Origin of the sequence: Chitinophaga filiformis, assembly GCF_900102545.1 — a bacterium.
GTDB classification, from domain to species: domain Bacteria; phylum Bacteroidota; class Bacteroidia; order Chitinophagales; family Chitinophagaceae; genus Chitinophaga; species Chitinophaga filiformis.
Genome location: NZ_FNBN01000002.1, coordinates 674,701 through 692,380 on the forward strand (window position 1 = coordinate 674,701; position 17,680 = coordinate 692,380).

Sequence of the window (17,680 nt, forward strand, 5' to 3'; positions counted from 1 at the left end):
TTAGGTTGCATGGGACCAGGCATGTTAGTCCTGCGCGTTCAGCCTTTGTGCCTGGACGTTCATATTTTGTTCCTGGTAAGCCGAAGGCGTAACACCAAACATTTGACGGAATGATTTCGAGAAGCTGGAGTGACTTTCATATCCTACCTTATCGTACACATCTCCCGGTTTGGTCTGCCGGTCTCTCAGCAGTCTTGCGGCCACCTGCATCTTCTGTTCCAGTAGCCATCGCTGGGGAGATGTGCCATAGATCTTTGTAAAGCGGCGTTTAAAAGTAGACAGGCTCATACTGCACAGGAACGCCAGTTCTTCTACTGTTACAGGGCGGGTAATATTGCCTTCCACCGCTTTCCGGATCTCAAAATCCTGCATGCTGCCGGCATTGTTGACTTTAAACTGCAGCAGGGTATCCGGCGCTGTCCGTAACAGGTAGAACAACAGTTCTTCGAACTTCAGTAAGCAAACCTCCTGTGGCAATGGCTGATCCATTTGCAGCATCAGTCGCAGGGATTCTATATAGTTACGAAGGAAAATATCTTTCTCGAAAGTGATGAACGATGCTTCGGGTAATTGTTTTCCCTGCCGGTATTGCTGTACCAGGCGATCGTACTTCATATAGAAATCCAGTAATGCATGATCGCTGAAATAAAGCAGGATTGCCTGGTAGTCGCCCTTATCAGACAATACGCTGGTGGTCAGGCAGCTCCCTGCTGCCAGGAACAGGAAAGCGTCGTCATTGACAGTAGTGGATTGTCCACCGTAGATCACTGTCTTACGGCCCTCAATCAACAGGTGGATCATATTCCTGTGCAGGATGACCCTGTTCTTTTTCGTTTTACAAAGGGAAGTAAAAGGTCTGATGAGGAAATGGTCCTCTTCGCGGTATTGTGCCGGATTCAGGTCCTGAGGAAGATTGATGACTTGCATTCCTGCAAAGATCACAAAAAAACGTTTACGGGATAATACCACGTTTCCTGAAATCGTCAAAGATCCGGAAAAACATTTCCTTTGTCTCTACATACTCATGAAAACCGGCCCTGCGTGCTTTGGATCCATCTCCAAACATATCATAATCCCAGCTGAATACGAAGTCGGCAAAGCGCCAGGAAGACAGTTCGTCATAACTGACATCCGCCAGCCCGTATTTCTGCTTTATTTTCTCCCATAAGGGGGCTTTATCCGCCATGATCACTTCCAGGGACATCGGCAACGGCGGGGCCACCTCCAAATCGAAATAGGAGGCGATTTCCGGCCACATCTCATTCCAGCGGAATAAGTCTCCATTTACGATATTAAACGCCTCATTTGCCGCCTTTTCTGCCGTTGCAGCCCAGGTAGTCGCCCTTGCCAGCAGACCGGCATCTGTCATCTCCACCAATTTATCATAAGCGCCGGGTTTACCGGGGAATCGTAATGGCAGACCCAGCTCCTTCGAAATAACCGCATACAGGGCAATGGCCAGGGCCAGGTTCATCGGATTGCCCAGTGCAAATCCACCTACTACCGAAGGACGCAACGCTGACCATGTCCATTGTTTACCAGCTTGTTGTTGTTCCAGGAATTCCTGCTGGTCTACATTGAATTCAGGGGGCATATGTCCTGCGTCTGATTCTCTTGCCGGGGTTTTGAAAGGTCCCAGGTGAGCGCCGTATACCTTATATCCCTGCATCAGGCTGATATGTTGGAGACCCTTTGCAACCGGTTCCACCACGTGCACCAGGTTTTTCAACATGGCAAGATTAGGCGGTACCAACTCCGCCCAGGTGGGGGCGTCTACATATGCCGCATAGAAAATGTGGGTGATTTCCGTGAGATGATTTAGCTTGTTAAAAGCGTCTTCTTTGTCCTGCAGGTCCACCGCGATATATCGTATGTTCCCTTCCGTATCTCCTCCTCTTCTTGACAATCCGATAATGTCCCAATCTCCCAATGCGGCCAGATGTGCTGCCAGGTTCCTTCCGATTACGCCATGTGTGCCGGCGATGAGTGCCACTTTTCTTTGTCCGTTCATACAGTCGATTTTATACCTCAAAATTACCTGCTACGCATAGCCTGATATTTGTACATTGGCAGGGATTATTTGTATTTTGCGTCGCATGCAGCGGTATGTTCAACATGAGTTTTTAAAAGTCTCCCATTTCACCTGTGCAGAATGGCCACATCCACTGCATAACCATAATCATTTTGAGCTGATATTCATTCACCAGGGCAGCGGCTTTCATTGTCTGTCAGGCATGAAATATCCTTATACAGCCGGCGCGGTGTTCTTACTTCATCCTGCGGATTACCACAGTTTTGAAATTGAGGCACCTACTACCTTCACTTTTATCAAGTTTACGAGTGCTTATATCACACAGGTAGGACATCTTCCCCCGGAGCATCACTGGAACCGGCATATGGATGAATTGCTGGTTTGCAGTCGCCGGCAACAGTTGCCTATTCTCAAATCTTCCGCGGATGCGCGTAAGATTGATTCCCTGCTCCGCCTGCTGGTAGCCGAGTGGCAGGAAACGGCCAATGAGACGAATGAAACTATTTTCTTCCTGCTGCAGTCTGTTATGTCCATCATCAGGCGTAACCTGCATGAACAGACTGCCGCGCCAGTCAAACAACAGGAAAAGATCACGCATATACTCCATTATATTCACCAGCATATTTACGATGCGGACGATATCAGGCAGGAACACCTGGCTACACTATTTGGTTTTTCCGGAAGACATTTAGGCGCTTTTTTTAAGGAGCAGATGCAGGTCTCACTGCGTGATTACATCCAGCAATACAAGCTGCATATTATTGAGAACCGGCTGAAGTACAGTTCTTTATCTTTAAAAGAGATCAGTGAGGAATTGGGCTTTACCGATCTCAGTCATTTCAATAAGTTTTTTAAGAGTTATCACGGAATAAATCCATCTGCATTCAGGGAGAAATAACCGGCTTTGTCAATGCATATAAAAATATTATATTTGTCTGACAAGTGTTCGATCCTATGACTGCTGGCCTGCTAACGCCAGCAAACTATCCTAATTACGTCCTATGAAACTTTTCGATCGTTTCAGCAAGAAAAACACAGCGTCTTCGCTACAGCCTACGGGCGACAGGAACTTCGTAGATGACCTGGTAAGTTATTTCAGTTCCAAACCGGAAGTGACTGCTGCTTATTTTGGGTTTGCTTACAACAGTGCTGTTAAGCAATATCACCTGTGTCTGGCGGTAGATCATGATGGAGAGGCTGAGGCTATTTCCAACCCCACCCTGATGATCAAATCCGCGCATATGAGCGATACGGAGATTCAGTATGCATCTCCGGCAAACAGCAGTGACATGTTGGAATATATCAGTCAGCACAATCCGCCCTTTTATCATAAAGACCATTCAGCATTATTGCAGCAGAAGGTCATGAAGCAATGGTTTAATGTAACGAAATATAAACAGGAGCTGATTGATACGCTTAAAGCGTCTAAAGTCTTCACATTGGCGCATGAATATGAACAGCCCACTGATCGTTTCAGCTTTACAACCTACGTAAGGGATACGGGTGAATTCATTCCATTGTTCAGTCACCAGGATATGATCGCGAAAAGTGGTATAAGCGAAATACCAGGCGGCCGGCTGGCGGTGCAGCTTCCTTTTGAGATGATTTCAAAAATGCTGGGCCGGGAGCAATTCTTTATACTGAACCCGGGCACTCCATTCGAAGTGGAACTGCGTGTATAAAAGTGCTATCTTGCGGCCGTTACCATCTTTTCTGTTATGTTTAATGCAAACAGTAAAGTTATAAACCGGTAGCAGACAACCGTATGATAGAAAATCTGGAAGAACTTCTTTCCGAACTAAATCCAAATGATATATCCAGGTTTAGCCTGGCAGGTGCTGAGACATTGTGGTTAACCTTCAGAAATACTTACACCAATGAATTTAAGGGAGACGTTAATATTACTGCAGACCTTTTCGATAAAGCCTGGTTACTGGTATCAGGTCAACTCAAAGATACAACTGTCGAACAGCTGGAAACTACAGCTAAAGAACAGATCCCTGATCTCGACAATTTCATGGATATCTTCGAATCTGCCTGGCGCACTACATTGGCTTCTGCTACGCAGAATGCGGCTACGGGCGTATGGCTGGCCATCTGCGGATTAGCAACAGAACCTATAGGCTCCGCGATGGACACTGCTGATATCATCGCGAATACACTGGATATCCTGATCAGTACACAGTATAGTGTCGAGCATGGTAATGATGAGTATCCGTCTGAGGAAGATGTAACAGGACATCCATTATATCAGCATGAAAAGACGCGACAGCTGGAAGCTATTCAGGCATTGAAGAACGGTAAGGCAGCGACTTTCAGAGCTGAGTTTGTAACATTAATGAACCTGGAAACGCTGGGAATTCCTCCGCAGTAAATTATCTGATAATAAAAAGAGCCCTTTCCTATTGCGGGAAAGGGTTTCTTTTTTGTTCTTGCTTTAAAATCCCTGCTTATCTGGTTTTGAAGATTTAGTAATTGCACACCTGATCATCATTCTTCTGAAAAGCGTATTTACTTAGCAGGAAAAAGTTGTGGCAAAATGCTAAGGTTAAACTCAACTATATCTTTTGTAGACTGATTGATCGCCTCGAATTTTTCTGCCAATGGTCCACCGCCAACGATCGTCCAAAGTGGTCTTTCTCCCTTAGGCTGTTCTACCAGTTTCAACATAGCATCAGCTACTTCCTGTGGATCACCGCTTTCAGGAGTTGGTACGAAGTATTGTAATAATGCACGTTTGAAGTCCAATGCATCGGCGCCGTATTTTGCTTCTACAGCGTTGTTTTTTCCCACTATGCTCTTGTTCGTAATATCAGTAGTCTGGTAAGCACCTGGCTGGATAGTCACTACATCAATACCAGAAGATTTCAGTTCATAGTGATATCCTACTGATGCCGCATCCAACGCTGCTTTCGTACCATTATAGGTACTAAGGCTTGGCACATGGTTCCTGCTTTGCACACTGGTTACATTGATGATAAGCCCTTCTTTCTGCGTATGCATGTAAGGCAGCACGGCCTTCATCGTACGTTCGGGTCCGAGTGTGTTTACCTGGTACATTTGCTCCGTCTGTTCAATAGTCAGCGCTTCACCTAACCCATAATAACTAACACCGGCGTTGTTGATCAGTACATCAATCCTTCCGCCGGACTTCTTTACTATTTCAGCAATGGCATTGTTTACAGAAATGGTGTTTGTTACATCCATTTCCACTACTTCTACTTTTACATTTTGTGCCTTGGCCCAATCTTTTAATTCCTGTGCGGCCGCAGCATTGGCACTGTTTACGTTACGCATGGTAGCGTATACGGTGTGTCCTTTTAATGCAAGGGTTTTAACGGCCTTTAATCCGAATCCGCTGGCACTTCCTGTGAGAATGATCTGTTTCATTGTTTGATAATTGTTAGTTTGAATAATTGGTTTTATAACTTCAATATCTACCTACATACAGGTAGGTATCATATTCTAAAAAAAGGCCTTGTTAAAGGCATACTTTCGGCTTACCTATATACAGGTAGGCATTATGGCTAAAAAAAATTCCTTTATGAGGATTTAACTGTTTGTCTGAGTGAACTGATTGTCTTGTCAAAAGCTGCCTTCCCTCCCGTACGACCTACCAGCAGGGCTCCCGGCATCATGGCCATCCATACATTGGCCAGTTCTTCTACCGGTTCTTTGAAGGAGAATTCCCCTGATTCGAGTCCTTCTTTCAGTGTCGCCGCCAACCAGGCCGTTACCAGCTCCGCATATTGCGATGCCGCCAGCTGCATTCTTTCTGTGATCTCGTTGTAAGAAGTACTGAAAGTACTGATCACACAAAGCTTTTTGCCTTCTTTATAATAGTATTCGTAACTGGCTATTAAGGCCTCCAGCTTGTCCATAGCCTTCGCCTTCTTCACCTTTTGAGTGAGATAAATGAAATCCTGGCGGTCTTTTTCTATTACAGCCAGGCCGAGGTCTTCCTTGGACGGGAAGTAGTGGTGGATAGAGGCGTTTTTGATGTTCAGCTCCAAAGCGATCTGCTTATAATTAAAGGAATGGTAGCCAATCCTTTGCATATAGTCTCTGCCAAGTTCTATTATTCTGTCTTTGGTGTTTTGTGCCGTGTTCATCGTAAAGTTGGGCTTTGATGAGGCAAATGTACCTACTTGTAGGTAGGTAAACAAATTTATTTTCTGAAAGGTCTTTATTATAGTCAATTGGAGACCCTCTCACAAAAAAAGAGGATGCCTCAAGTACCTTTGAGACATCCTTCAATCGGTTCTATAATATCTGGGACCAGTCTTATAGTCCAGGTATTTCCAGCTGCTCAATAAATCTTGATAGAAAGAACAAAACCAAAATTATGAGCAAATTTATGTGTGTTGCTGTTTAAACTTATCCATCGGCGGGCCAGACCATTGGAAAACGTTATAAACATACAATTAATATCTAAGATGGTCCCTTATCAAATTTGTCAGGTGTCTAAATGCCTTTTCATCTCCCTTTGATGAAATCTCGATATTGAAAATACGTTTACTTTTTTGGAACACAATGTTCTCTGAATAGTAGGTATAATCATCTCCTTTGGTATAATAGTCAAAAAATGCTAATTGATATGGCTGTGTCGAATCGATTACTTTTAACTCCATTAAATGAACACCTGTATCAGCCGACTTAATATCCGCTAATTTATTCTCAATCAAGCTCTTTAAATTTTGCGTCTCAATAGATTTATGCACGTCAACAACGAGTTGTTGACTGCTATCTTTGCTACCATAGGCAAAAAGTGACGGAATGTTATCCTCATTGAAATTCGGCACATCATATTTTTTCCATTCGTTAGGCATTATAGTTTCTACTTTTACGTCTGGCGTGTCGGAATATAAAATAACCTTATTCCCGAGTTCTGTTGATCCGGTACAGGAGACAGAAAAGACTATCAAAACTAATGTAGTTCTAATCATATACTATTACTTTGGTAAAGCAAATACTGGCAATTTGGGTGAAGGGGTCCTCTGTCCAAATCTGTCGATATATTTCTGATGAATAATACCCTGCTTATTATCAGGGCTATTGGCAAAATCCTGCAGCTTCTTAAAACTTCTCGTGGGACTTCCGCTAAGCCGAATTTTATGGTACAAATCGCCTGCCCCTGTCATAATGCTATTTTCCGGGATTGGAATATACTCCATTGCGGCCACTCTGTAGACATCTCCGCCATGGTTGAGACCCGCATTATGCCCAGCTCCGTGAACAATAGAAATCGCGGCGGCCTCCTCCATATCACTGGCTTTCATAGTTTCACCAAAGTCGGCAACGCCCTTTGACTCAATTGCAATCACATTATTATTGAGATCAACAGAAGGATTTTCACTAGTCTCTGGTTTTTCTCCTGTACCCCATTTTTTATCTTGTTCTAATTCGTCTCCGAATTGCTTGTCCAATTGCTTAACTGTCTTTATCACATCATTCCTTAAACCAATAACAGCTACAGCGTCAGTCGCATCCAATTTTTTCATGTCAATTTTGCTTCCAGCGAAGAGACGTACCTGCGTGTTTAAATTCATTTTCGCAAAGGTTTCATTAGCCTTTTTAACAATTGCTTGTTTTTGCTCAAAGGTTAGATTGGCGCTATTTAGTACCTGTAAATAAATTACATTATCACGCCCATCTGCATCTAAGACTAAAACCGGATTGTCAAAAGCATACTTATATGGACTATGTGAACTATATTTGTCCGCATAGGGATCTACTACCTGCCATCTCCCGATCTGATGATCGTACATCCTAGCCCCATAGTCATACAAATCTAATCCGCTCCCGTCACCAAACTCTTTACTTTGTTGTTCTTTCCCATTATACTTAACTCTATTCGCCATATAATTTGTTCCTTTCAGTGCATTAGTAGAAATTCCCTCCATCGTTACCCCATACGGATAATAATGTGTCTCTTCCAGCAATGGTCCACTATTCACCACCAAAGCAACATTATCAAAGAACACATCCTGCTGGCTTTCATTACTTGTATAAACATACAAAAAACCACTCTTCTCCACTGCCATCTTCTCCACTCCCAATTCCTGCAGCTCATCCGGATTCTCTTTCACCTGCCTCACCCCACTATTATCCTCCACTAATTTAAAATCATCATCGAATAAAACAAAGTTTAAATATGCTTTCGGCCGATTTGACTGCCCATTGTCTTGATTCTTCTCCTTTAAACGCTGATAACTATTGTTATAGAAGTCTGCATTAAAAGGCGTATTGTTGGAAACCACTTCAGACGCATGTGATCCATTGTTGCTTTCAGCACCTCCGAACGCCTGAACTAGTCCAGCTACCATATCCTCCACAGGTGCTTTTTCGTTATTATCTTTCGGCCCCTGTGATTTATAAAACGCCTTTGCTTTTATTTGAACCGTATCGCCCGCCATTACTCGCAACACCAATGACGGCCCAATCTTCTTACCTCCCGCCTTAGCATTCAATTTCGCGGCAAACTCATTCTTTTCAGTAGTCTGATCGGCAGGATAACCAGAAGGTACCTCTGCGCGGGTCTCTTCCACATTACTAAACAATGCCACTTCCTGAGCTGCTACCTCTGTTTCCATAGTAGCAGCATACATCGTAAAATCTGTCTGATCTGTTAAAACTGTTCTTACATTCCCTAGGTGATCTTTCTCGAAATAATCATATGCATATTGCACCGGTTGCCCGCTCTTATAAACAGGACGGATACGGCCCTCTTCATGACTAATCAACTCAAGGCTGTCTTGTTTATATACAAATGCCCCTACATAATCGGTCACAGTTATCTTAGAAGGACTGCTGGTATTATCTACTACAGTCTTGCTCAGCTTATTCCCAGCCGCATCATACTGATAAGTAATAGTACCTTTACCTGCGATTGTGATTACCGAAGGAAGATTCAAATGATTGTATCCAATTGAACTGATATGCTTATTGGAATCAGCCACCATGTTACCATTTCCATCATAGAAATAGTCATTACCGGTATTGGTACCATCAATGAAGTCTCCCAGTTTCGCAGACGCAGTCTTAGCAGGATTCGGGTCAGCAACGGCCGCAAGCTTGTTACTATTAGCTAAATAAGTATAGTTTAAACGATCTATTGTGTCAATTTTTGTTCCGATCATTCCCTTCTGCCACATGGATTTGATATTGCCATTAGCATCATAAGTCAGATTACTAACCGTAAAATCCTTTTTATCCTGCGCCCAGCTACCTCCATTTTTCTGAGTAAAGTACGCACCTGTTAACCGATTTGCCTTATCGTAGTTGTAACCATACGCCCAGGTACTATCTGCACGTGTTTTCCATTTAACACCTGATATATTACCATTATATTGGCTGGAATCAAATCCATAGTCATAGCTCAACTCCTGACCAAACCAGTTTGATGTGCTGGTTCCGCTGTTTACAAAGTTCCTATTAATACCCTGCAACCAACCGCGGATATTATAAGTATAGTTCAAACTATCCAACACACTTCCGGAAGAACTCACTCCCAGAAGTTTCAGCCGCAGTTGCCCTAGTTCATCGTAATTGTTTGATGCTATCAATCTCTCCTGGCTTACATCATCATTTAACCGTTTCCTGACTGTAAGTAGTCGACCAGCTTGATCATAGGTCATACTTGTAAGCAAGGTACTTTGCAGAGTAGCACTTTGGGGATTCTGATGACGAAGATAACTCGCCAGTACAGCTCCTTTGAAATTGTATAACGTCGAGAGAACATCCTTCCCTCCCAGATTATTTTCACTCACCACCTGAATAGCACGCCCCTTGTCATTGTAATAAGTAGTTGTCGTCAACCATGTATTAGTCCCCAGCACTCTTACCTTAGTACCCGTCACCAATCCCGTAGTCATATTACTTAGGGGCAGTTTCTCCGGGTATAACGTATCCGCAGCCAATAATTTGCCAGTATCGGTACCAACAAAAGCCAGCTTACCGGAATAGTTATAGTTATCGTAAAATGTATAGGTCAATGGTGTTAAGGCAGATGCTGATATATTAGGTAATGGATTCGTTGCTGTAATTATTGTCGTATCTCCCACTGCAGCAGGATCAACTTTCGCTTCAGTTTCGCCCCCGGTATTGGAGTCAAATCCCTCTAGAATGGTGATACTGTTAGTAGCTGTATACAAAGGACTTCCGTCGTGAGTATACAGACTCAGATCCGCTGTTGCAGGCGCCACATAAGAAATAGATTGAGACGTCGGAGCAGCGTTCATGCTCGTCTGCAAAGCCTCCCTGGTAGATGTCCCCTTATAAATAGCCGTCATAGCAGGACGATTCAACTCATCATAGAAAGTCACCAGCCATTCCATAGGCGATTTCGTCCGTTGAACGGAGTCTTGTGTAAATACGAGCCTATCCCGTACATCATACACCATAAATACCCTACCGGCACCGGGCACCTTTTTCACCACCAGGCGTTGCCTTGCATCGTATTGATACTGGAAGCACAACTCATCTGCTATGGCGGTACTTATTGTCCAGGAACCTTTTATCGCATCCACAGCCAGTGGGGGTATCACAAAGCGGAGACTTCCCAAATCATCATATATATAATAAGTACATAGCCAGCCTATATGCGCAGTTCCGGGGCCATTCACAATCTGCACCTTTTTTAATATTACTAGGCCTTGCTTGTCCTTATATTCAACTACCTGATTTCCTTGTTCGTCAATAGTCACATTCTTTTGTAGCTGTCCGACGGCATAATTACCGGTACTTGTAGGTAATCCCACCCCCACATTCCACAACCTAACAGAATCAGATGCTGAATTGACCATATATTGCATTTCTACAGGCCTATTAGCCCAACTATTGCCAGGTGCGTAACTCTTAAGCGGTCTGTTAAGAGGCGATTGTTCAAACGCTTCCAGACTGTAGTAAATATTCTCGCCAGTAACTCCCGGATTAAGAACTCCATTTTGATAGAATGCCTTCTGGGAATTAAAAGGATCTGTCTTAAACCTCCCATCGTTCAGATTCCCTGACTGCTGTACATAGGGAAGATACTTGTACTGTTCTCGCCCATAAGCATCATATACCACCGGCGCCACCAAATCCTTCCCACCGCTACTAAGTCCCTTGGAAACCGTTTGTATTGGCCGGCCAAGACCATCAAGATACTGAGTAGTCTGTTTCACTTCCCTTACCAACCTGCTAGGCGATGTAACTGCTGCTGTATCCGTCAAAGGCTTATCTGGCTCCCACGTTCTGACATAGTTAATCGAAGTAACATTGTACGCTGCCGGAACTGTTACCGCCGTTGCCGTGCTGCGCGTTCCACCCGGTTTATTACTTTGGCCAAAGGCTCTATCAGCAATAAATGAGGTTACTGCTAATGCTCCTGTATATATTGCATATTTTATAAGATTCATAGGTACTCTGTTATTTAGTGAGAGGAGCCTGATACTGGTAATCGACTTGTTTCAGGATATTTCCTTCCTGGTCTCTGATTACTTTAAGACGGCCCATGCTATCATACTCATAAAAATAAATTAATGCGCGATTGTCCGTTTTACTTGTGATATGGTAAGCGTCGTCATACACATTTCCTTCGAAAACAGATTTTTCCGGAACAATCGTTAAATGATCTACCAACCCGGATCCACTGATTACACACTGACTTTTTGATGTTAGTGTACCGCTCATAAGCCTCCATCCATTAAAGCTTCTTCCACTATAATTGAGACTCACCCCATCAACAGTACAGCTGGCACCATTTTCTATCCAGATATAGATAAAGTACCTCGACGCCGCATCTAATCCAGTAATCGATATACTCGCACCTGAAAGCTGATAAGCCATTTTTCCAGTGAAGGACTTACTTGAGGTACGTGAGGCCTCATTCCATGATAATTCGCCCGGATATTCAAATGAGGTAAATACAACGTTTGCATTGACAGGGGATATACAGCTAGCCTGTACTATGCCACGGTCCTTAGCCCAAATGTATTTCCTGAAAAGCCCATCCCGTTGTTTAATAGTTATAGGATTGCCATAAGTGTCATATTGTAGAATTGCCATATCCAATGCTGGCACCGCCGAATAAAACGAAGATTGTAAACTGTCTAATGCAAGTATTTTCCCCTGATAATTATAAAATAACAACTCCTTTTTCAATTCAGCAGTATTAACACTAATACTGCTTACCAAGGGTGTAGTTAATCTATTCTCAGAAATCATTTTATTTTGAACCGTTGAGGATATATGGGATGTAGACAATTCGCCATCAGTAGGATATGAATATTTTGTCGTCCTCACCTGCCCTTTGCTATCTGTAGATTTTTGCTCAATTAGTTGCTGACCTGTATCTCCATATTTATATGAATTAACCAGCGTTAATTTATTAACCATGGGATCTATTGTCATTGTTGTATCAGACTGCTTATAAAATCTTCCGGTTGGCACCATATACTGGCTAACTATAGGCACGAGCTCAGGTTCGAGCATTCCAGTATTAAATTCGTCATTAGCATCCTTAATAACATAAAAGTTCTTATTACCTGTTAAAATTGCCAACAGGTCCTTGTAAAAAGGCTGATTTGATGACGACACGGGATAATAATTAAAATTTGTAGCCGTTACCTGCTGCGGAGAATATATGGTGTCCTGAAGCCTGTAAACTGTCGTCATTTCATTATTTCCACGCTGCCAGTCGGGATCATACGAAGGGGTAAATGGATAATTTTCATCTATCTCTGCTGGTACAAAACTAAATTGATAATCTGTCCGCTGATTACCGGCAGTTCCTAAAATATACTCCGTGACTTTGGGATAAAAAACATATCCTCCCTGGGTAGTAACAAAGGGAACCATCGAATTTCCTGCGCGTACAAGATAATTTACTTTGAAGGCCCAACCACCACCTTGCGGAAGAGTCTCTGTCACATCGACCGTCTCGTAATGGTTAAAAACCGGAATATTAAGGAGGCGACCGTATGACGAGTCATTTACGGGATTATGATATCTAAATTCTCTGATATTATTTGTCTGTGGCTTAACAGAATCCGAATTGATAATTCGCTTTATTCGTAATCCCCCAGCTACATAGTTGCCCAAAAAACCGTTAGACTGCGAACTATCGAGTACAGGATAAGTAACAGAACAGGAAAAATATCTGAACCCAGACTCCGGTTCAGTATCATTTATACGAGATACCATTGCCCGCAATGTATACGTTCCATTAGGCAGATAAACGTTATCAAAAGTATTGGTAAATGTTACCGTCTTAGGTCCCATTAAAATATAATCGCCACAAGCCGTAGGGTTAGCGGCATCACACATTGGCTCTACAATTGCACTGGCGAACACACCTCCGGTCAGCGTATAACCATTCAAACTGGAGGGTGGTTCGTTTATAACAAATTGCATTTCGTATGAATAGTCCAGATATTCGTTGTTATAACGGATATCGGAAAGTATTTGCGACTTATATTTAATTTTAGGCGGAATGTATTTGCTGGCAGCGTATCCTATCTTATTAGCCTCAAATTCAAAAGAGGTAGTTCCCCCCGTAGGATATTCAATTTTTGTGAGAATACCAGATTTCATTTTATCCTCACTTGGAGACCTGTCCGCTCCAGGAATTGTCATAGTCACAACGGATCCATCAGGCCTGGTTCCAATAAACGTTTCCTTAGGTACTAATGTATTCGGATTTGTATTACTGGCACCATTTGGATAGCCCCATAAGTCCTGCGAATAAGATAGCCGGCAAGGGAGAGTTTGACTGTCATAAGTGAATTTATAACTCAAAGGACTTTCGGCATCATTCTTTCCTCTTTCGTCAACAGATAACAGCCTTAAACGTTTTTGATTTCTGGCGGGATCTGGCACTTGGCTGCTACATGTTAAGCTATTGTAATAATCGTAGTTCAAGGTGTATGACTTAATAAGTTGCCCTGTTACCGACTTAACATTAATTCTGTTCAATGCATAATCATCCTTTATATCTTCTCTTCCAATACCGGCCTTGATAAACTCAATTATGTACTTTCTGGTCCTTATACCAGAAAGCCTGGAATATCCCGAAAAATAATTATGAGAGAAACAATTAAGATTGGGCCGGTCAAGTGTTCTGTCACCAGTCAACACTGTATAAGTAGTGCTGGAACCTGCAGAATAGTAATCATATGCTACATAGCTGTAATCAAACATGATGGAATCAGTCTGATTAGCATTTACGATCTTTGAAAGATACCACGCAGAAATCACACTATTAAAATTATTAACCTCCACGTCACATTTAGTTGTGCTTGTCGTTGTCTCTTTATTTTCAAAATAATAACTTGTACCATCGGGGGCGAGAATCTTCCACGTGTTAAACGTTGCATCACGGGAGATTTTTACTGGCTGCTGAGGCAAAGACGTAAATGTTCTGGTTTCCTGATCAAAAGCAAATTTGCCTCCAATGCCCGGCGCGTTAAAATAAAAAATATCTGGTTCCAGATCCAGCCGACCTTGACTGGCCTCCTTAAATACACTATCACGAACTTTAGAAGTGGCATGATTCAAATAATAATCATTTGTCTGAACGAAAGAGAAAAATCCAATTTCTGCCTCATTGTCGTCCGGAAGCCCCCGGACCTCACGCGTAATAGCCCCTCCCGCTGATAAAGACCATCCCAGTCCAGTCCAGCTGGCTGGTTCATCAACTTTTATTCCTCCAGCATGATATGATAAAGATATAGGTACCTGCATTCCATTTTCCTCGACTGTATAAATCGGAACACTTATGCCAGGCAGACCATTACTGAGCGTAACAGGAACATCCCCATATTTCATTATTGAATTTGCATTGGGAGATACAGGCAATAGACTATTAAGACTCTTTATATAATTTGCGTTCGTTTGAGCCTGGGTTTCTAAACAAACGAAAAATAGAAAAATGTGTAACACACACAATTTTGACAAATGCTTATGTACCAACATTTATATTTTATACTTTAATTACTTTTAAATTGGCACGCCGGGCATGCGTAAATTGATCCTCTTCAGCAAGGAGATCATTTGGGTAGAGTTGGCAGGTTTAGATTTGCATACTCATTGATTTTAGGTAATACGCGGGCAGCTTCTCCTTTTCAAACAACTATATCAGTATATAATAAATAAAACTTAACTTCTTGCAGGTGCTTTAATTTGCATTACTACAGAATTATTTTTTATTCCGTTTCCCAATCAATTCATTAATCTGCTCCTGCTGCGCAGCTATTTTCTTCTCCTGCTCTATCAAATGCAACGTTAACTCCTCAATCTTCTGCAACAAAATCCTGTTCATCTCACCTACATCCTGCCCATCCTTTGCCACTTCAACCGCCGACGGCACATCAGGCAGATGCTTATTCGCCTTAATATACGCCTCCAACTCTGCCAAAGACGGCAACTTATACTCCGGTTCAAACACAAAATCCGGCCATGTTGCTGACTGCGTAACCTTAATCCTCCTCGCGGCTATCGTTCCTTCCACCGCCAGTTTACTCGTTCCTGTAGTCAGTGTTCCGATACCGACATTACCCGCTCCGGTTACCACCATCTTAGGACTTGGCGTAGCTCCCGTAACAAACAGAATATCCCTGTTTTGTACTCCTGTCTGGAATATCAGGTTGTCATAGTTATCAAAAGGATATGTTCCAGCTCTTGTACCACTTCTGTATATTGTCGGCTGATTTGCATCTGTACCAGTTGTATAAGCGGTGCTGTAGCTTATTAATTTCAGTTTTCCGGATAAATTCAAGCCATTCTCCGTTACTGAGGCATCCGGCGCCATTCCAATCCAAACATTTTTTGTTGTATAATTACCAGCATTCGTTACATCTTGTAATGTCTGACCATGTGAAACAACAGCAGTAAAAGCGCATAAACCAGTTAATACAAAAAATTTCATCTTTATTTTATTTAAAAATTATATCCTATTCTTAATTTTATCGGACTCGTTGACGGCATATTCCTCTTCGCCAGAAAATCATATAACACCATAATATTCCCCTTCATCTTAGCACTCACCTTATACTTCTTGCTAATCCCCAGCAACGCACTTCCCTGCCAGCCCTTCCAATCCTTTAACTGATCCGCATGAGCAATAGTCGACACATAGTTCTGCTCAAATCCGCCGTTCACGAAAAACGTCCCTTTCAGCTTCCAGTCAACGAAAGACCGTAACCCCACTCCCTGATGACTAATGGCTATATTATTCCAGCCCGTTCCCATACCGAGTTTATAAGACGCGCCAATACCCGCCGTTCCATTCTTATGGAACTTATACCCGACCTGACCAGCTATATCTGACGTAGTAGGAAAATATCGGTTGGACTTCTGGAACTGAATATTCCCTCCAAACTCTAATCGCTGAAGGAAACTCTTCGTCTTCATAGGATTCGGCTTAAAGTCCGGCATGTCACCTGCATTGTCCAGATCCGGGAACTTATTCTTCAGCTCATTCAACTGCGACCTCGCCTGATCCATCTGCTGACTCACCGCCTGTCTCGCACCCGGGTCATTTCCCAGTCTTTGCTGTATCATCTGCTCCACCTGCGTACGCGTCTGCAATCCTTCCAGGCTCTGGGCAGTATTATTCCCGGCGGCTCCAAGGTTGAACAAACTGGCTAACTGCGAGTTTTTGCGGAGAAAATCATTATAAGCAGGCATTTTCTTCAGCAGCTCCATTGCCTTGGCCTCTGCTTTCTTTTTATCTTTCAATACGGATTTGTACTCATTGATCTGCTGACCGTAGTAATAAGCCTCCTTATTAATCTTCTGAAGATCTTTAGTAAAGCCGGCATATTGGGATAACTGCTCCTTTAGCTGCTTTTTATGCTCACGGATATACGCCTTGATCTGCTCCGCCTGTTGCAATTTACCCTGCAGGGATTCAATATTCCCGGTAACACCAGCCAGTTTCCCTTTGGATGCCCCCAACAGTTCACTCTTCCCCTCCAGGAACTTTAATGAATTACCCAATGAATCCAGATAACTGTTCCCTAAAGGCAGTTTGCCTGTCACCTTATTTTTGAGCCCAGCCTTCAGGCTCCCCATACTGTCTATTGATTTTGAGAAAATATTACCTGCAGCTACAGAATCGACCTTCCACAAGCGGGCCTTCATTTTTTTCTCCTGCCTGAGTAAACGACTCAATGCCTTGTCAGCACGCCTGTTTACCTGCTGCTCCACATGCATTGATTTTTGCTTTACCTGGGATAAATATTTCGCAGGTAATGCTGGTGCTTTCATAGAACTGCTATCCCGGACTGCGACAGTCGTATCAGTACGATTGGAGCCAACAGGATCATGCAGATTCATTATAAGAAGACTTATAACAATCCAAGTATTCATATTTATAGGCTAAGATCTAATTGAGAATTCTGAATATGCTCGAACAAAGTATAGATTGTGAAAATAAATTTTGGGCAACATCAAATTTCAACGGCACCAAAGATCAGAAAACAACATGATAAATTGCGTAACACATTCGTGGTATAACAAATTGTTAACATCATTGAAATGATCTCGTTACAAAGAAAAACAATGCCCACGCATCGTATATGCGTAGGCAAATGTCCACTTTCCTCTAATTACTGGTCCTTAACGATTCCGGGCATTCCTTTCGTCCGCTGTCAGGAACAAAAAGCT

Annotated in this window: 12 protein-coding genes; 3 read left to right on the forward strand and 9 right to left on the reverse strand. The window is 42.8% G+C overall.

The genetic code is table 11. The features are described 5' to 3' along the window. Window positions 1-24: 24 nt before the first annotated feature. Together BLR32_RS09235 and BLR32_RS09240 are read right to left on the reverse strand one after the other, a co-directional pair. Window positions 25-927 carry a helix-turn-helix transcriptional regulator gene (locus tag BLR32_RS09235; RefSeq protein ID WP_143011412.1) on the reverse strand — a complete coding sequence of 301 codons (903 nt, stop codon included), beginning with the start codon at window positions 925-927 and terminating at the stop codon, window positions 25-27. A gap of 25 nt (window positions 928-952) precedes the next feature. Next, the gene (locus BLR32_RS09240) at window positions 953-2,011 is read right to left on the reverse strand and encodes an SDR family oxidoreductase (RefSeq protein ID WP_089830893.1); all 1,059 of its coding nucleotides are present in this window, start codon (window positions 2,009-2,011) and stop codon (window positions 953-955) included. Window positions 2,012-2,096: 85 nt separating this feature from the next. Between BLR32_RS09240 and BLR32_RS09245 the strand changes: the two genes are divergently transcribed. From BLR32_RS09245 to BLR32_RS09255, 3 genes are all read left to right on the forward strand, one after another. Further along, on the forward strand, window positions 2,097-2,930 hold the full coding sequence (locus tag BLR32_RS09245) for an AraC family transcriptional regulator (protein ID WP_089830895.1): 834 nt from the start codon (window positions 2,097-2,099) through the stop codon (window positions 2,928-2,930). Between the two features lie 103 nt (window positions 2,931-3,033). Continuing rightward, window positions 3,034-3,714 (forward strand): enhanced serine sensitivity protein SseB C-terminal domain-containing protein, encoded by a 681-nt coding sequence (locus BLR32_RS09250; protein WP_089830897.1) that lies wholly within the window; start codon window positions 3,034-3,036, stop codon window positions 3,712-3,714. An 83-nt stretch (window positions 3,715-3,797) separates the two neighbouring features. Further along, complete coding sequence (locus tag BLR32_RS09255; RefSeq protein WP_089830899.1) at window positions 3,798-4,406, forward strand: DUF416 family protein; 609 nt, start codon at window positions 3,798-3,800, stop codon at window positions 4,404-4,406. 137 nt (window positions 4,407-4,543) lie between these two features. On the opposite strand, the gene BLR32_RS09260 is transcribed toward BLR32_RS09255, so the two are convergent. From BLR32_RS09260 to BLR32_RS09290, 7 genes are all read right to left on the reverse strand, one after another. Then, window positions 4,544-5,422, reverse strand: a complete 879-nt coding sequence (locus BLR32_RS09260) for an SDR family NAD(P)-dependent oxidoreductase (protein ID WP_089830901.1) — start codon at window positions 5,420-5,422, stop codon at window positions 4,544-4,546. Between the two features lie 152 nt (window positions 5,423-5,574). Then, window positions 5,575-6,144 carry a TetR/AcrR family transcriptional regulator gene (locus BLR32_RS09265; protein ID WP_089830903.1) on the reverse strand — a complete coding sequence of 190 codons (570 nt, stop codon included), beginning with the start codon at window positions 6,142-6,144 and terminating at the stop codon, window positions 5,575-5,577. 312 nt (window positions 6,145-6,456) lie between these two features. Continuing rightward, complete coding sequence (locus tag BLR32_RS09270) at window positions 6,457-6,978, reverse strand: hypothetical protein (protein WP_089830905.1); 522 nt, start codon at window positions 6,976-6,978, stop codon at window positions 6,457-6,459. A 6-nt stretch (window positions 6,979-6,984) separates the two neighbouring features. Then, window positions 6,985-11,430 (reverse strand): DUF6443 domain-containing protein, encoded by a 4,446-nt coding sequence (locus BLR32_RS09275; protein ID WP_089830907.1) that lies wholly within the window; start codon window positions 11,428-11,430, stop codon window positions 6,985-6,987. A gap of 10 nt (window positions 11,431-11,440) precedes the next feature. Beyond that, window positions 11,441-14,839, reverse strand: a complete 3,399-nt coding sequence (locus BLR32_RS09280) for an RHS repeat domain-containing protein (protein WP_176842217.1) — start codon at window positions 14,837-14,839, stop codon at window positions 11,441-11,443. A gap of 370 nt (window positions 14,840-15,209) precedes the next feature. Beyond that, window positions 15,210-15,938 (reverse strand): hypothetical protein, encoded by a 729-nt coding sequence (locus tag BLR32_RS33995; protein WP_176842218.1) that lies wholly within the window; start codon window positions 15,936-15,938, stop codon window positions 15,210-15,212. A gap of 11 nt (window positions 15,939-15,949) precedes the next feature. After that, window positions 15,950-17,350, reverse strand: a complete 1,401-nt coding sequence (locus BLR32_RS09290; RefSeq protein ID WP_089830912.1) for a hypothetical protein — start codon at window positions 17,348-17,350, stop codon at window positions 15,950-15,952. Window positions 17,351-17,680 lie beyond the last annotated feature (330 nt).